General features: G+C 70.7%; 13 protein-coding genes. 5 read left to right on the top strand and 8 right to left on the bottom strand.

Going from position 1 to position 14,712, the window contains the following annotated elements; translation table 11 throughout:
- The first annotated feature begins 59 nt into the window (after window positions 1-59).
- On the top strand, window positions 60-1,244 hold the full coding sequence (locus ACEJ41_RS12600) for a murein hydrolase activator EnvC (protein ID WP_374012605.1): 1,185 nt from the start codon (window positions 60-62) through the stop codon (window positions 1,242-1,244).
- 77 nt (window positions 1,245-1,321) lie between these two features.
- Entirely contained in the window at window positions 1,322-2,752 is a 1,431-nt protein-coding gene (locus ACEJ41_RS12595; RefSeq protein ID WP_374012604.1) for a S41 family peptidase, read from the top strand.
- Between the two features lie 74 nt (window positions 2,753-2,826).
- On the opposite strand, the gene ACEJ41_RS12590 is transcribed toward ACEJ41_RS12595, so the two are convergent.
- Both ACEJ41_RS12590 and ACEJ41_RS12585 read right to left on the bottom strand, forming a co-directional pair.
- The gene (locus ACEJ41_RS12590; protein WP_374012603.1) at window positions 2,827-3,150 is read right to left on the bottom strand and encodes a DUF1820 family protein; all 324 of its coding nucleotides are present in this window, start codon (window positions 3,148-3,150) and stop codon (window positions 2,827-2,829) included.
- An 83-nt stretch (window positions 3,151-3,233) separates the two neighbouring features.
- A complete protein-coding gene (locus tag ACEJ41_RS12585) occupies window positions 3,234-3,926 on the bottom strand; it encodes a rhomboid family intramembrane serine protease (RefSeq protein WP_374012602.1) in 693 nt (230 codons plus the stop codon).
- A 216-nt stretch (window positions 3,927-4,142) separates the two neighbouring features.
- Between ACEJ41_RS12585 and ACEJ41_RS12580 the strand changes: the two genes are divergently transcribed.
- The gene (locus ACEJ41_RS12580) at window positions 4,143-5,528 is read left to right on the top strand and encodes an OmpP1/FadL family transporter (RefSeq protein ID WP_374012601.1); all 1,386 of its coding nucleotides are present in this window, start codon (window positions 4,143-4,145) and stop codon (window positions 5,526-5,528) included.
- Window positions 5,529-5,631: 103 nt separating this feature from the next.
- On the opposite strand, the gene ACEJ41_RS12575 is transcribed toward ACEJ41_RS12580, so the two are convergent.
- The 3 genes from ACEJ41_RS12575 to ACEJ41_RS12565 all read right to left on the bottom strand — a co-directional run bounded on the left by ACEJ41_RS12575 (window position 5,632) and on the right by ACEJ41_RS12565 (window position 8,563).
- Entirely contained in the window at window positions 5,632-6,657 is a 1,026-nt protein-coding gene (locus ACEJ41_RS12575) for an SMP-30/gluconolactonase/LRE family protein (protein WP_374012600.1), read from the bottom strand.
- A gap of 84 nt (window positions 6,658-6,741) precedes the next feature.
- Window positions 6,742-7,533 carry a SprT family zinc-dependent metalloprotease gene (locus tag ACEJ41_RS12570; protein ID WP_374012599.1) on the bottom strand — a complete coding sequence of 264 codons (792 nt, stop codon included), beginning with the start codon at window positions 7,531-7,533 and terminating at the stop codon, window positions 6,742-6,744.
- Between the two features lie 124 nt (window positions 7,534-7,657).
- Window positions 7,658-8,563: a recombination-associated protein RdgC gene (locus tag ACEJ41_RS12565; RefSeq protein WP_374012598.1), complete on the bottom strand. Its 906-nt coding sequence runs from the start codon at window positions 8,561-8,563 to the stop codon at window positions 7,658-7,660.
- Between the two features lie 269 nt (window positions 8,564-8,832).
- Here ACEJ41_RS12565 and ACEJ41_RS12560 point away from each other — a divergent pair, with 269 nt between their 5' ends.
- A complete protein-coding gene (locus ACEJ41_RS12560) occupies window positions 8,833-9,555 on the top strand; it encodes a hypothetical protein (RefSeq protein ID WP_374012597.1) in 723 nt (240 codons plus the stop codon).
- A 2-nt stretch (window positions 9,556-9,557) separates the two neighbouring features.
- On the opposite strand, the gene ACEJ41_RS12555 is transcribed toward ACEJ41_RS12560, so the two are convergent.
- Entirely contained in the window at window positions 9,558-10,676 is a 1,119-nt protein-coding gene (locus ACEJ41_RS12555) for a helix-turn-helix domain-containing protein (protein WP_374012596.1), read from the bottom strand.
- 130 nt (window positions 10,677-10,806) lie between these two features.
- Complete coding sequence (gene ttcA, locus ACEJ41_RS12550; RefSeq protein WP_374012595.1) at window positions 10,807-11,703, bottom strand: tRNA 2-thiocytidine(32) synthetase TtcA; 897 nt, start codon at window positions 11,701-11,703, stop codon at window positions 10,807-10,809.
- A gap of 90 nt (window positions 11,704-11,793) precedes the next feature.
- On the opposite strand from ttcA, the gene ACEJ41_RS12545 reads away from it, so the two are divergent.
- A complete protein-coding gene (locus ACEJ41_RS12545; protein ID WP_374012594.1) occupies window positions 11,794-11,997 on the top strand; it encodes a YdcH family protein in 204 nt (67 codons plus the stop codon).
- 15 nt (window positions 11,998-12,012) lie between these two features.
- Here the strand turns inward: ACEJ41_RS12545 and plsB are convergent, their stop codons facing one another.
- Window positions 12,013-14,712: a glycerol-3-phosphate 1-O-acyltransferase PlsB gene (gene plsB / locus ACEJ41_RS12540; RefSeq protein WP_374012593.1), complete on the bottom strand. Its 2,700-nt coding sequence runs from the start codon at window positions 14,710-14,712 to the stop codon at window positions 12,013-12,015.

Below are 14,712 nucleotides of genomic sequence, written 5' to 3'. Positions count from 1 at the left end.
GGCCCGTCCGGTGCCGGCGTGCGGCGTGCGCCTTGTTGCTGGGGGCCACGGCCATGGCCATGGCGATCGCTGCGGCCGCCCAGGACCGGCGCGATGCCGGCAGCACCGAGCGTGAACTGCGCAAGGTCAAAGTCGAGCTGCAGGAGATCGCGCGCGAGCGCCGCCGCCTGGAATCCCAGCGCGGGGATGCCGCCGTGCGCCTGCGCAGGGCCGACGAGCAACTCGGGCGCACGACCCGGGAGCTGGCCCAGACCGAGGCGGCGCTGCTGCGCGAGCAACGGGCGCTCGACGACCTGCGCGTGCAGCGCGTGCGGATCCAGCGCGACCTGCAGCAACGGCGTGAACGCCTGGCCGGATTGTTGCGCGCCTCGTATGCCCTGGGTCCGCAGGTACCGCTGAAGCTGTTGCTGGCGCAGGACCGCATGTCCGATGCACAGCGCACGCTTGCCTACTACCGCTATGCCCAGCAGGCCCATGCCCGGCAGGTTGCCGAGATGAGCGGCTCGCTGCGCGAGCTGGAGGTCACCGAAACCCGGATTGGCGAGCGCACCCGCACATTGGCAGCGCTGCGTGACGAACAGCGGCAGCGGCTGGAGGCCACCCAGCGCGATCGCCGGCAGCGCGCCGCCCTGGTGGGCGACCTGGACCAGCGCTACCAGGACCGCAAGCAGCGCGAGACTGCATTGGGCCAGGACGCCAAGTCCCTCGAGGCGCTGCTGTCGCGGTTGCGCGCCGCTGCGGCACGGGCCGAGGCCGAGCGCCGCGCCGCGGCCCGCCGGGCGGCCCGGCAGCCCGCCGATTCCGCGCCATCGGCCGGCGGCAAGGTGCCGCCGCGGGTGGCCGCGGCCGCGCCAGCACCGAAGGTCGGAGGTTTGGGCTGGCCGGCCAGCGGCGACCTGCTGGCCCAGTTCGGCGGGCGGCTTCCGGACGGGCGACGCAGCGACGGCGTGCTGATCGGCGCGGCGGTCGGCAGCCCGGTGACCGCGGTCGCGGACGGCATGGTCGTGTTTTCCGACTGGATGACCGGCTACGGGCTGATCCTGATCGTGGACCATGGCAATGGCTACATGAGCCTGTACGCGCACAACGACACCTTGTTGCGCGATGCCGGGGAGAGGGTGCGCCGCGGCGACGCCATCGCCCGGGTCGGCAGTTCCGGCGGGCACGGGCGGGCGGCGCTCTATTTCGAGTTGCGCCGCAGTGGCCAGCCGGTGGATCCGGCGTCCTGGCTGCAGCGGCGTTGAGGCCACGGCGACCAAGCGGCATCGGCCGGACCATCGCATAATCGAGCCTCGCGCGTCCGCGCGCCCCGGAGTCAGCGATGCGCCGCCCGTCCACGATCCTGCTGCTGTCGGTCCTGCTGGCCGTGGCGCCGTTGTCCGCGTCCGCGCAATCCGACGGCGCCGGGCCGCCGATGCAGGCACCGGTCGATCCTCCGGCCGAACCCGTGCAGGACGCGACCGACGAACACACTGACGAGCAGGCCGACGAGCAGGTCACCGATGATATCGATGCACCGGTTGCGGCCAGCGACGATCCCGACGCGACCGACGTGCACGACTCCAAGGTGCCGCTGGCCGAGATCCGTCGCTACGTGGCGGTGTACAGGGCGATCAAGGAGGCCTACGTCGACCCGGTGGATGATCGCACCCTGATGCAATCGGCGATCGAAGGCCTGCTGCTGGACCTGGATCCGCACAGCGCCTATCTGGACAAGAAGCAGAGCGAAACCTTCGAGCAGCAGACCAGCGGCGCCTATGACGGCATCGGCGTGGAACTGCTGCAGCAGCCGGACAACACGCTCAAGGTGATCGCGCCGATCGATGGCACTCCGGCCGCGCGCGGCGGCGTGCTGGCCGGCGACACCATCGTGGCCATCGACGGCAAGCCGATCGCCCAGGTGGAGGGCATGGAGCCGCTGCGCGGCGCGCCCGGCAGCACGGTCACCGTCACCCTTGTGCGTGCAGGCCGGGACAAGCCGTTCGACGTGGCGCTGGTCCGCGAGACCATCCGCATCACCAGCGTGCGCAGCCGCATGCTCGAGCCCGGTTATGCATACGTGCGGATCAGCACCTTCCAGGCCGATACCGGCAACGACTTCCGGCGCCATGTGGAGCAATTGCAGGAGCGCGCCGGCGGGCGCGTCCACGGCCTGGTGCTGGACCTGCGCAGCAATCCCGGCGGACTGCTGACCTCGGCGGTGCAGGTGGCCGACGAACTGCTCGAGCGCGGCGGCATCGTCTCCACCCGCGGGCGCATCCCGGTCAGCGACACCCGCTTCGATGCCACCCCGGGTGACCGCCTGCAGGGCGCGCCGATCGTGGTGCTGGTGGATGCAGGCTCGGCCAGCGCCTCGGAAGTTCTGGCAGGGGCCCTGCACGACAATGGCCGCGCGCGCCTGGTCGGCAGCCGCACCTTTGGCAAGGGGTCGGTGCAGACCGTGTTGCCGCTGGACAACGGTGATTCGGTGAAGCTGACCACCGCGCGCTACTACACGCCCAGCGGGCGCTCGATCCAGGCCAGCGGCATCGTGCCCGACGTCGAACTGCAGCCGGACCCGGCACTGCTCCATCCCGATGCCCCGGCCGGTGCGGCCAGCATCACCGAGGCGGTATTGCCAGGGCACCTGCGGGGGGATGAAGAGGGGCGCGACTACCGTGCCGGGTCTGCGCTGCCGGGAGACAAGCCCATCACTGCGGCGCTGGCCGAACTTAAGTCACTGGTGACGGCAGCGCCGGCCGCCGCCGAGTAGGCAGCGCTGCTGCGCATCGCGTTACGGTGCGGCGCGGCCGTGGCATTGGGGTCGGTCAGTCGGGGCCGGTGCGTTCAGCGCGGCGGCTTGGCAGGCATCGGGAACGGCGTCACCACTTTCTCGCCGGTGGTCGCATCGCGGATGGCCGACTGGCCCTTCCGCTCCACCTCCTCGACCCGGACGATGCTCTGCATCGGCAGGTGCAGCATGCGCGTGGTGCCGAATTCGTCGCGCAGGCGTTCCTCGGTGGGGTCGACCACCAGGCCTTCGTGGAGGTCGAATACCAACTCGCCCACTTCGGTGAAACCCCACAGCGAACTGCCGCCCACGTGCCGGGCGTACAGCTCGTAGATCTTGCCGTGGTTGAGGAACGTGACCTTGTAGAGCGGCTTTGCCATGGTGTTTTCGCGCGCATGCGTGTTGCCCAAGGATGGGGCGCGCAGGATCGGTTTCCAAGGGTGGGCGGGGCGCTGCGGCCGGCTCAGTATCCCTTCTGCCGGCGCAGCCTGCGCGCGATTCCGGCGCGCAGCACCAGTGCGAACGCCACTCCGAACAGGAACCCTGCCACGTGCGCGGCCCAGGCCACCGCACCGAAGGCCGGGCCGATGTAGGCGAACACCACCTGCAGCGCGGCCCAGATGCCGATCAGCAGGAACGCCGGGGCGCGCACGAATTCCAGGAACAGCCCCAGCGGCAGCACCACGCCCAGGCGCGCACCGGGAAACAGCGCCAGGTAGGCGCCGATCACCGCCGACACCGCGCCACTGGCGCCGATCACCACCCGGTCCGGGCTGGCGATGGCGATCACCGCCACCAGGTTGGCCATCGCGCCGCCACACAGGAACAGCAGCAGGAACCGCCATGGCCCCATCGCCCGCTCGGCGGGCAGGCCGAAGATCAGCAGGAACACCAGGTTGCCCAGCAGGTGCGCCCAGTCCGCGTGCAGGAACAGCGCGGTGAACAGGCGCAACGCGCTGCCATCGCGCAGCACGGCCAGCCAGGTCTCACCGCCGGCCAGGCCGCGCCCCAGCGCACCCCAGGCCAGCCACAGGCTGGTCCGGGCCTCGTCCGGGCGCCCCAGCATCCACATGAAGGCCAGCCACAGCGCCGCGAACAGCAACGGGGTGGCCCAGCGCAGCGACGGCTTCCGGCGTGACGGGAGTGAGACGAACATGCCGCCACTATCGCCGAACACGCTGGCTGCGTCTGCCACCGGTGCGAAGGAAGGCGGGACCGGCGGTGTCCGTACCCCCGTTATTGTCCCGTTAAACCAGAGCGGTCATACTACATACGGCGTCGTATGTCGGGAGGGGAGTCCGACGGCGGCGGGCGGCCGGGCGGGCGCCCGCCGGGCGCTGGCGTCCCCTCAATCGTCATGGAGAACCGCAACATGCATTACACCCCTACCCTCATCCGTGTCTCCGCCCTGGTTCTCGGCATTGCCGGGGTGCTGGCCAGCGGCCATGCGGCCGCCGCCGCCTTCCAGTTGAAGGAGAACAGCATCAAGGCCCAGGGTCGCGCGATGGCCGGCTCGGCATCGGCCAAGGGCGACACCTCCGTGGTGGTGAACAATCCCGCATTGATGTCCACGTTCGAGCGCACCACGGTGCAGGCCGACGTCAGTGCCATCGACCTGTCGTTCCGGTTCGAGGGCGGTGGCTCGGCCGCCGCCGGCACCCCCCTGCAGCAGCCGCTGACCGGCGGCGACGGCGGTGACGCCGGCGCCCTGGCCGCGGTGCCGGCGATGTCGTTCGTGATGCCGCTCAGCGACCGCTTCGAGTACGTCACCCTCGGTGCCATGGTCAGCGCCCCGTTCGGCCTGAAGACCGACTACGACGATGGCTGGGAGGGCCGCTACCACGCCCTGAACTCGGACGTGCAGATCATCGACCTCACCCTGGCTGCTTCGATCGACCTGGGCGACCGCTTCTCGGTGGGCCTGGGCGCGATCTACGAGCATGCCGACGTCACCCTGTCCAACGCGATCGACTTCGGTTCGGCGCTGTGCGCCAATCCGCAGACCCAGGCGCTGTGCTTCATGCCCAACCCGGTGACCGGCCCGTTCGGCCCGCAGAAGAACGACGGCACGGTGAGCGTGCACGGCACCGACAACAGCCTGGGCTGGATCGTCGGCCTGAACTGGCGGCCGACCGACACCCTGTCGCTGGGCTACATGCACCGCTCGGAAATCGACCATGAGCTGACCGGCACCGCCGACTTCAGCGTGCCGGGCAACGTGGCCACGGTGCTGTCGGCCACCGGCCAGTACGTGGATACCGGCGCGCTGGCCAAGCTGACCACGCCCAGCGTGGACACCTTCAGCGCCACCTGGCAGGCCAGCGACCGCTTGGCCCTGATGGCCGAGGCCTCGCGCACCGACTGGCGCTCGCTCAAGGAGATCCGCATCCAGTTCGACAACCCGGTGCAGGCCGATTCGGCCGAGGACTACAGCTGGGGAGAGAGCTGGTTCTACACGGTCGGCGGCGAGTATGCGCTCAACGACCGGTTCACCCTGCGCGCCGGCGTGGCCCGCGACGAGTCGCCGGTGAGCTACGCGCACCGCACCCCGCGCATGCCCGACCAGGACCGCAACTGGTACTCGATCGGTGCCACCTGGGCGGCGACCCCGAACCTGGAGATCAGCGCCAGCTACGTGCGGGTGGACCTGGCCGACGACCCGCAGGTCGACCTGCTCTCGTCCAGCCGCTCGCGCCTGACCGGCGTCTACGACGGCGGCGTGGACATCTTCGGTATCGCCGCGCAGTACCGGTTCTGAGTCCAGCCGGTCCGCGACACGGAAAGGCCCCGCATTGCGGGGCCTTTCCTTTTGCGCGGGTGCGCGATGCAGCAGGCCCGGTGCGCCGGGGCTGCCGGCAAGGTCAGTACGGCAGGCCGGTCACGTCCAGGTCAAGCGACCACACCGAGCCGGCACCGGTCAGGTACAGCGTGCGCCGCTGCGGCCCGCCGAAGGTGGCGTTGGTGATGTTGGCATCGACCGTGATGAGGGCCACGTCCTGGCCCTCCGGCGACACCACCCGCACGCGCCGACGCGTGTGTTCGGTGAGGTAGATGTTGCCCAGGCAGTCGACCGCCAGGCCGTCCGGGACGGTGGTGGAGGTGAGGTCGCGCCCGGCCTGGGCCTGGCCGTCGACCAGCGGATAGGCGCGCAGCACGCCCTCCTCGCCGCCGCCGGCCACGTACAGCACGTCGCCGGTCGGGGACAGGGCAATGCCGTTGGGATTGGCGATGGTGTCGTCGACCACGCTGACCGTGCCGTCGGTGCCGACGCGGTACACCCGGGTCTTTTCCTGCCCCTGCGCGTCGCCGCGCTGGAAGTCCGGGTCGGTGAACCAGATCGTGCCGTCGGCAGACACCACCAGGTCATTGGGCGAATTGAACGGCAGCCCCTCGTACTCACCCACGATGCGCATGCGCGAACCATCCACCAGGTCGTAGCGCGACAGTTCCTTGCGGTCGTGGGTCGCGGCGACCAGTGCGCCGTCGCGGCCCAGGGCCAGGCCGTTGCTGCCGCCCGGATCGATCGCCGTTTCCAGCACGCCATCGGCGGTGAGCCGGCGGATCCTGGACGGGAAGCCCTCGCTGAAACGGAAATCGGAGAAGTACAGCGCGCCACCGGTCCATACCGGACCCTCGTACAGGCCGCCGGCACCGTCACCGTCTGCGGCGGGGATGCGCGTGGCGGTCAGCTCGCCACTGGGCGCGGTGCCCGGATCGGCCGGGCAGGCGAATGCCTGGGCGACGGGATCGGCCACGTTGTCGTCACCAGCCGGCGCAACGGCCGCTGCGTCATCGGTGGCGACCGGTGCGTCGGCATCGCCCTGGCAAGCGGCCAGCAGGACCGCGAGCACGGCGGTGGACAGGAGGGTACGGGTCGAGAGGCGCATCGGCAGGTTCCGGTGATGGGTCGGGCGCCATCCTAGCGTGCCGCGGTGCACAGCCGGAACGCGGGCGCATGGTGCACGGCCGGCTCAGTTCGCCAGCAGTGCGCGCAGCGTGGCCTTGAGCGGGCGTCCCTCGCGGTGGAAGTACTCGCGTTCGGCGCGCCATGCGGGCATCCGCGCTTCCACCTCGCGCCAGAATGCAGGCGAATGGTTGGCCTGCAGCAGGTGGCACAGCTCGTGGACCAGCACGTACTCGAAGGCCGATGGCCGGGCCAGCACCAGCGCCAGGTCCAGCGACATGCTGCTGTCCGGTGCCAGCGAGCCCCATTGCGAGGACATCGTCTTCAGGCGCACGCAGCGTGGCGGGCGCGGCAGGCCGGGCAGGTAGGCCGGCAGCCAGCGGCCGATGTCGGCGCGCGCTTCGGCTTCGTAGAAGGTGCGCAGCGCACGCCGCAGCGCGGCATCGCCGGCACGCACCGGCCATTGCACGCGCACGCCTTCTGCCGGGTCGCGCTCGATCCGCAGGTAGCGGCCTTCCTGCCACTGCAGCGGCAGCAGTGCGCCGCGCAGGGGAAGCTGGGTGCTGGTCCAGGGCACCAGGGCTTCGGGGGCGCCATCGGTGGGCAGGTGGCGCTCGATCTGCGCCGCCAGCCAGCCGCGGTGTTCGTGCAGGAAGCGCTCGCCGGAAACCAGGCTGGCGCGCAGCGGCAGGGTCAGGCGCGCGCCGCGTTCGTCCACGCTGAGCTTGATCCGCAGCGCCCGCGGGTCGCGCACGCGCTGCACGGTGATCTGGCGGCCATCGTCCAGCGCCAGCTCCAGGGTGTCGCGTTGCACGCGCTGCGGCGTGCGTGAGACCAGGCGGTGGAGCGGCGAGGACATGCGCCGATTCTAGGCCGGATCGGATGCCGGTTGCGGCTGCCGGCGCCGCGCGTGCTCCTGCACGCGGAACGGCCGGATCGTCGATGTGGCGGCCTGCCGATGCGGCGCCTGGCCGCCGTGCCGGTCAGGCATCGGCCTTGCTCAGCTTCAGTGCCGATTCCAGTACCAGGAACAGGCGCCGCACTTCGCCGGCCAGCAGGGCGAAACGCGCGTCCAGTTCGGCGCGCAGGTCGTCGCGCTCGGTGCTTTCCAGCTGGTCCACCGCGCCTTCCAGGAACTTGAGCTTGCGCACCACCAGGTCCTCGCCCAGGACGAAGGAGACGTGGTCATCCAGCACCAGTGCCAGCCTGGTCACCTGCTTGCCGGCCTCCAGGTGCTTGGCGATCTCGTCGCTGAGCAGTTCCTGGTTCTGCGCCTTGACCACGGCGCCGCCATCCATCGCGTCCTTCAGTTCGCATTCCTCGCCCAGCGACAGCCCCTCCGGCAGCGGCTCGCCGGCGATCCAGCCGGTCAGGACGCTGCGCGGGGCCACTTCCGCATTCGGCGGGATCGCCGGGAAGCTGCCCATCGCGCGCCGGATTTCCGAAGCGACGGCCTCGCCGTTCTTGCGCGAGGACGTGTCCACGGCCAGGAAGCCGTGCTCCAGGTCCAGCAGCGCATCGGTGCGCCCGCTCTTGACGAAGGCGCGCGGCAACAGCTCGTGCAGCAGGTCGTCCTTGAGCCGCTTGCGTGCGCGGCCGCCAAGCTTGCGTCCTTCCTTGTCCTCGATTTCCAGCACCTTCTGCGCCAGCAGGTCATTGACCACCGAGCCGGGCAGGATCTTGTTCTCGCTGCCGACCGTCAGCCAGACCGCAGCGCCGACGCGGTGCGAGAGCGCTTCCTCGCCGCGGCCGAACGGCGCGATGAAGCCGCTGGATGACAGCTCGAGCGGGCCAACCGGCTTGAGTGCGGCTTCGGGAAGCAGGTCGTCGAGCGTGGAGAAGTCATGCGAAGCGGGGAAGCGGAAGAAAGTGAGGTTGCGGAAGAACATGTCGGTGTCGATGGCAGGATGGACGCGGCCGCGACCGGCCGGCGCGGGCGGTCGGCAGCGGGAAGGGCAGCTGGGAGGCGCGGCCGCGCGGCATGCCGGGATGGCCGGGCCGACGAAGGCGACGCAGGATGCTCAGGGTAACAAGTCGGCCCGCGGGTGTCCCCGTGCACGGGGACGGTGGGCGCGCCGGCGGTGGTCATTCCCGTTCGGGAGGGACGCCCGGACCGCACCCGTGCGCTCCACTGGCGGCCTTACCACCGGAGGACGCCATGGACCCGACCCGTCGATCACTGCGTGGCCTGCTGGCCATTGCCCTGCTGTGCGCATGTTCCCAGGCCCTGGCCGCCACCCCCGTCGCGGCAGGCCAGGTGCTGACCCTGGTGCTGGCCGAGGAACGGGCCGGCGGCGAGGACGCCCGCGCCACCTACTTCCAGGGCGCGTTCCCGCTTTCGCAGGAGGCCGGGATGCGCGAGCTCGCGAGCCTGCGGGTGGAGAAAGTGCTGCTGGGGGATGGCGCGCCGCAAGGCGTGGGCTTGTACGCATGGCCGGGCAGGGAGGCGGCGGCAGGGGCCCGCGCCAATCCCCGCTACCTGGCCGACTACGGCCCACTGCGAAGCGCAGGGTGGGAGCAGCTCCAGGCCGTGGAGATGGATGTGGCCGCGCCGCAGGCCATCGACATCGACCGCGGCCAGCCACATACCCTGGCCCTGCTGTGGCTGCGCGACCGGGCTGCCTACGACCGCTACTACGCCGGGACCGCGGCATTGCGCGAGCGCCTGGGCGCACGCACGGTGCTGATGCTGCCGGCGCACCGGTACGAGACGCTCACCGACGGCGAGGTCCGGCCGCCGGACCTGGTGGTGCTGGTGCGCTGGGCCTCGCGTGAGGCCATCGACCAGTATCCGGGCGATGCGCAGTTCCTTGCCCGGCAGGAGGATTTCCAGCAGGGCGTGGAACGGCTGGAGTGGTACCGCCTCGGCGCCTGGGACTGAGTTCAGGCCGTGGTGGCCCCGGCCTGGTGCCGTTGCCGGTACTGGACCGGGGTCATGTCCAGCGCCTCGCGGAACTGGCGGTAGAACGAGTTCTTGTTGCCGAACCCGGACTCGAAGGCGATGTCGATCACCCGCCACTCGCAGTCCGGGTCGCGCAGCAGGCGGCAGGCGTGGGCCAGGCGCTGCCGGGCCAGGTACTCGTAGAAGCCGATGCCCAGGTGCACGTTCAGCAGCTCGGAAGTCTGGTGCGTGCTGATTCCCAGCTGGCCGGCCAGGCGCGGCAGCGACAGGTCGCCGTCGCGGTAGAGCTGTTGTTCGTCCATCAGCCGGTCCAACTGACCGGCCAGGGCGCAGGCCAGGCCTTCGTCCAGCTCGCGCCAGTTGGCCGGGCCCGTGGCGGTTGGCCCCGCATCGTCCGGCACCGTGCCGGCAGCCTCGTCCCCGGGCCCGGCATTGGTCGTCGCGGCCCCGCCACGGAAACGCGGAGGGCGGTACAGCAGCGCCCAGGCCACGGCCAGCAGCCAGGCGCTGATCGGCCAGGCGACCCGTTCCAGCGCCGCGATCGGCACCTGGCCCCGGAACAGGCCCGGCACGATCAAGGCTAGGTCGGCCGCCACCATGGCCACCACCCCGGCCAGCAGCCACAGCAGCCAGTAGTAGGCCGTATTGGGATGGCCGCGCCAGATCCGCGCCAGGCGCGGGCGCGCAGCAGCCAGGCCACGGCCGGATGCCACCAGGTAGCCCAGTGCATGCAGGCATCCCAGCGCTTGCAGGACCAGGCCGGTGGACGGGCGCGCGAGCAGCGTGGTCAGGACCACGGCGAACGGCACCAGGTGCAGGCCCGGCCTGGCCGGTGGCCGGCCGGCGGCCAGCCGGACCATCCACCACAGCAGCGGACCCTTGAGCCACAGCGCTGCCTGCGCGCCGGCACCGAGCAGCGGCACGCCGCCGGGCACCACCAGCCGCGAGTAGAAGTAGCCCAGGGTCACGCACATCGAAGCCAGCAGCAGGGCGAACGCGCGATGGATGCCCGGGTGGCCGCGGCGGTCCACCAGCAGGGCCAGCACGCTCCACCCGCTCAGGCTGATGGCGACCAGCAACACGGCCTTCTGCAGCTCCATCCAGGTTCCTCCTAGCGCCTCGCCGGCGGCACCAGAGTGCGCCAGGCTGCGGCCCGCGGGTCATCCCTGATCGGGGATGACCTTGCCGCGCTGCGGTGCGCGGCCCGCCACTGCCGATGCCGGGTTGCGTTCAGGCGCCTTCGCCGGCCGGCTCCCCGGCCAGCCAGTCGTGGGCGTCGGCAGTGGTCGCGCCCTCGCGGTGGCCCAGGGCCTGGAAGTCGAACAGCGCCGGGTCGGCCAGCTGCGAGGGACGGATGTCGCCCAGGGCGCGGGCGATGGTCTCGATCCGTCCGGGCCACTGGCGTTCCCACTGCTGCATCATCAGCCCGACCTGCTTGCGCTGCAGGTTCTCCTGGCTGCCGCACAGGTTGCACGGGATGATCGGGAACTCCATCGCCGTCGCGTACTCGACGATGTCGGCCTCGCGCACGTAGGCCAGTGGCCGGATCACCACGTGGCGGCCGTCGTCGGACAGCAGCTTGGGCGGCATGCCCGACAGCTTGGCGTGGTGGAACAGGTTGAGGAAGAACGTGGCCACCATGTCGTCGCGGTGGTGGCCCAGCGCGATCTTGGTGAAGCCGTGCTCGGCCGCGTAGGTGTACAGCGCGCCGCGGCGCATGCGCGAGCACAGCGAGCACATGGTCTTGCCCTCCGGCACCACGCGGGTGACCACCGAGTAGGTGTCCTGCTCGATGATGTGGAACGGCACGCCCAGCCGGCGCAGGTAGTCGGGCAGCACGTGCTCCGGGAAGCCGGGCTGCTTCTGGTCCAGGTTCACCGCCACCAGCTCGAACGGCACCGGCGCCTTGCGCTGCAACTGCAGCAGGATGTGCAGCAGGGTGTAGCTGTCCTTGCCGCCGGACAGGCACACCATGACCTTGTCGCCAGCCTCGATCATGCCGAAGTCGGCGATGGCCTGGCCGACCTGGCGGCGCAACCGCCTGGCCAGTTTCACCTGCCCGCGCTGGACCGCGCGCGGGCCGATGCGGCGGGAGACGGGTTCGGGCAATGGCAGGACGACACTCATGGATCGCGCATTCTACCGGGGCCGGCTGATGCACGGCCGCGCACGGCCGCGCATGTCGGCGCGCACCGGGGCCGGTGTAAGCTGGCCGGCGTGGAAGCCTCCGACCCCGCTGCCATCACCGAGCGCCTGCACGCGCTGCGCGCCGAGCACCGCGCGCTGGACGCGCGCATCCATCTGCTGGCAGCCAATCCGGTGGACGATCTGGAGGCCAAGCGCCTGAAGCGGCGCAAGCTGCAGCTCAAGGACTGCATCGCCCAGCTGGAGAGCCTGCTGATCCCGGACGAGCCGGCCTGAGCAGGCCGGCGCGGGTCAGTCGGCCGGCGCGGGTTCCTGCACGGGCTTGGCCGCCTCCGGGCTGACCCGCTCGATCGTGTGCCGCAGCTCGCGCCCGAGGATCAGCTTGGCGTCCTTGGCCCACACGTCCAGGCGGTCGTCGAACATCAGCTTGCTGTTCTGGTCCGGCCAGACCACGCGCATCTCGCGCAGCTTCTGGATGAAGCCGCGGAACAGGCTCTTGTCGAAGAACTCCGGTGCAGCCGGGGCATACAGCAGGCTCAGGCGCTGGGCGGCCAGTTGGCAAAGGCTTTCCAGCTCGGCCGTGCCCAAGGTGCCCGGCCCGTTCTTCACCAGCACCGAGATGGCGATGTAGTAGCGCTCGAATGCCTGCTGCAGGGTGTGGCCGATGGCGCGCAGGCGGAACACCTCGTCGCTCTGGCCCTGGTTGCGGTACAGGATGCGGTCCTCGTCCTCGCCTTCCTGCAGCAGCAGTCCCTCGCGCACGAACACATCCGCGTTGCGCTCCACCCGCTGGGCGAATTCGTCCTCGCTCCAGGGCAGGAACAGCTCGGCCTGCAGGAACGGGTACAGCGTGCGCCCCAGCCGCACCAGGGTGCGCCGGCTCATGCGCCGGTTGTGCTGGAAGCAGCAGGCGATCCACGACGATGCGGTGAACAGGTGCACCACGTTGTTGCGGAAGTACGACAGCAGCACCGCGGTATCGCCATGCACGCTGAGCACGTCGCCCAGCGGGTGCGGGGTGCGGTTGAGCACGCCGATCTCCTCGCCGTGGGCGATGATCTCCTCCGGCGCATGCGGGGTGACCGTGCAGCGGTCCGAGTACGGCAGCTCCTCCAGCAGGGTCTTGGACAGCCAGATCTGCGCGCGCAGGTCGCCCTCGCCCATGGCGTGCTTGGGCGTGGACAGCAGGGCCAGGGCCAGCAGGTTGATCGGGTTGACGTCCGCGGCGCAGTTGATCTGGACCTGGATCTTCTGGGCCAGGGCGTCGACCGCGTCGGCCAGCCAGGCCGGCTTCTCCTCTTCGCCGAGCGGACGTCCGTCCCAGCCCGGGGCGCGCTCGGCCAGCATGTCGTCCAGCCGGATCGGTTCGCCGAAATTGACCACCACCTGGCCGTAGTTGCTGCGCAGCACCTTGGGAATCCCCCACAGCAGCGACCAGATCGATTCCTTTTCCTTGGGCTTGCCCGACAGCTCGTCCAGGTAGCTGTTGCCCTCCATCAGCTTTTCGTAGCCGATGTACACCGGCTGGAACAGCACCGGGCGGGTGGGCTGGCGCAGGTACGCGCGCACGGTCATGGCGATCATGCCGCCCTTGGGCTGCAGCAGCCGGCCGGTGCGCGAGCGCCCGCCCTCGATGAAGTACTCCAGCGAGTAGCCGCCGGAGACCAGTTGGGCCACGTACTCGGTGAACACCGCCGAATACAGCGGGTTGCCGCGGAAGCTGCGGCGCATGAAGAACGCACCGCCCTTGCGCAGGATCGTGCCCACCACCGGCAGGTTGAGGTTGATGCCGGCTGCAATATGCGGCGGCACGATGCCGCGCTCGTACAGCAGGTAGGACAACAGCAGGTAGTCCATGTGGCTGCGATGGCAGGGCACGTAGACCACCTCGTGGCCGGGCGCGGCCTCCTTCAGCCTGTCCAGGTGATGGACCAGCACGCCGCGGTAGATCCGGTTCCAGATGGGAGTCAGGACGAAGCTGGCCGAGCGCACCACCGGGTGCGAGTAGTCGGCGGCGATTTCCCAGGCGTAGGCATGCGCCTTGCGCCACGCCTCGGCGGTCTTGCTGCCATCGCGGCGGGCCTGGTTGGCGATGGTCTCGCGCACGCTCTCGGCGGCCAGCACCTTGTTAACCAGCAGCCGCCGAGTGGACAGGTCCGGGCCGATGATCGCCGCGCGGATACGGCGGAAGTGGGCGCGCAGCACGCGCTGCAGCTTGCGCACGGTGCGTTCCGGCGGCAGCCCTTCGGCCACGGTTTCGCGTAGCGACACCGGTGTGGCGAAGCGGACCAGGGTGTCGCGGCCATTGAGCAGGATCGCCAGCAGCCGGCGGAAGCGGCCGACGATGGCCCAGTTTTCCGAGAACAGCACCGAGAACCAGCCACTGTGCCGGTCCGGGGCGCGGCCGACGAAGATCGATACCGGCACCAGGCGCACGTCCAGCGCCGGGTCGGCGCGATGGGCCTGCAGCAGCCGCGCCAGCGAGTCCGAATGGGTGCGTGCGGCCGGGCGCTGGTCGGGGATCAGCGGCGCGGCGTTGCGTCGCGACAGCGCCAGGTAGGCGCGCTTGCGGCCGGTGGGATCGCCGGCCAGCGGCACCAGCGGCGAGGGCAGGCCGGCCTGGCGGCAGGCCTTGTCCAGGATCAGCGCGTTGGACAGGCCGTAGTCTTCCAGCACGTAGCACAGCGGGCGCGGGTCGCCGTCGTCCAGCGGCCGGTCACCCGGCTCCAGCTTCAGGTCCAGCCACGGATCGGACAGCCAGCCCAGCAGCCGCGCCCACAGCGGGCGCTTGGCCTGCGCCGGGGGCCGGGCGGTGGCCGTCGTCGGGGCCGCAGCGCCAGCGGACTCCGGGGGGACAGCGGACTCCGGGGGGACAGCGCCGTCGCCCGCAACGGCGGGTGCCGGCGCGGAAGTGGCCTGGTCCGGAGCCGGGGACGCCGAAGGATCGCCCGGCGCGGGCTCCGGGAACGGCAGGGGATTCTGTTCGGGCAT

The sequence above is a fragment of the Pseudoxanthomonas koreensis genome (assembly GCF_041890415.1).
Lineage (GTDB): Bacteria > Pseudomonadota > Gammaproteobacteria > Xanthomonadales > Xanthomonadaceae > Pseudoxanthomonas > Pseudoxanthomonas koreensis_A.
The sequence above is the reverse complement of the archived record's forward strand: the minus strand, read 5'-3'. Positions and strand labels throughout refer to the sequence as shown.

Coding starts and splice junctions, on each gene's coding strand:
- ACEJ41_RS12600 (WP_374012605.1), top strand. CDS start 60: ATGGCGATCGCTGCGGCCGCCCAGGACCGGCGCGATGCCGGCAGCACC.
- ACEJ41_RS12570 (WP_374012599.1), bottom strand. CDS start 7,533: ATGTCCTCGCCGCTCCACCGCCTGGTCTCACGCACGCCGCAGCGCGTG.
- ACEJ41_RS12595 (WP_374012604.1), top strand. CDS start 1,322: ATGCGCCGCCCGTCCACGATCCTGCTGCTGTCGGTCCTGCTGGCCGTG.
- plsB (WP_374012593.1), bottom strand. CDS start 14,712: ATGCCCGAACAGAATCCCCTGCCGTTCCCGGAGCCCGCGCCGGGCGAT.
- ttcA (WP_374012595.1), bottom strand. CDS start 11,703: ATGAGTGTCGTCCTGCCATTGCCCGAACCCGTCTCCCGCCGCATCGGC.
- ACEJ41_RS12585 (WP_374012602.1), bottom strand. CDS start 3,926: ATGTTCGTCTCACTCCCGTCACGCCGGAAGCCGTCGCTGCGCTGGGCC.
- ACEJ41_RS12560 (WP_374012597.1), top strand. CDS start 8,833: ATGGACCCGACCCGTCGATCACTGCGTGGCCTGCTGGCCATTGCCCTG.
- ACEJ41_RS12555 (WP_374012596.1), bottom strand. CDS start 10,676: ATGGAGCTGCAGAAGGCCGTGTTGCTGGTCGCCATCAGCCTGAGCGGG.
- ACEJ41_RS12580 (WP_374012601.1), top strand. CDS start 4,143: ATGCATTACACCCCTACCCTCATCCGTGTCTCCGCCCTGGTTCTCGGC.
- ACEJ41_RS12565 (WP_374012598.1), bottom strand. CDS start 8,563: ATGTTCTTCCGCAACCTCACTTTCTTCCGCTTCCCCGCTTCGCATGAC.
- ACEJ41_RS12590 (WP_374012603.1), bottom strand. CDS start 3,150: ATGGCAAAGCCGCTCTACAAGGTCACGTTCCTCAACCACGGCAAGATC.
- ACEJ41_RS12575 (WP_374012600.1), bottom strand. CDS start 6,657: ATGCGCCTCTCGACCCGTACCCTCCTGTCCACCGCCGTGCTCGCGGTC.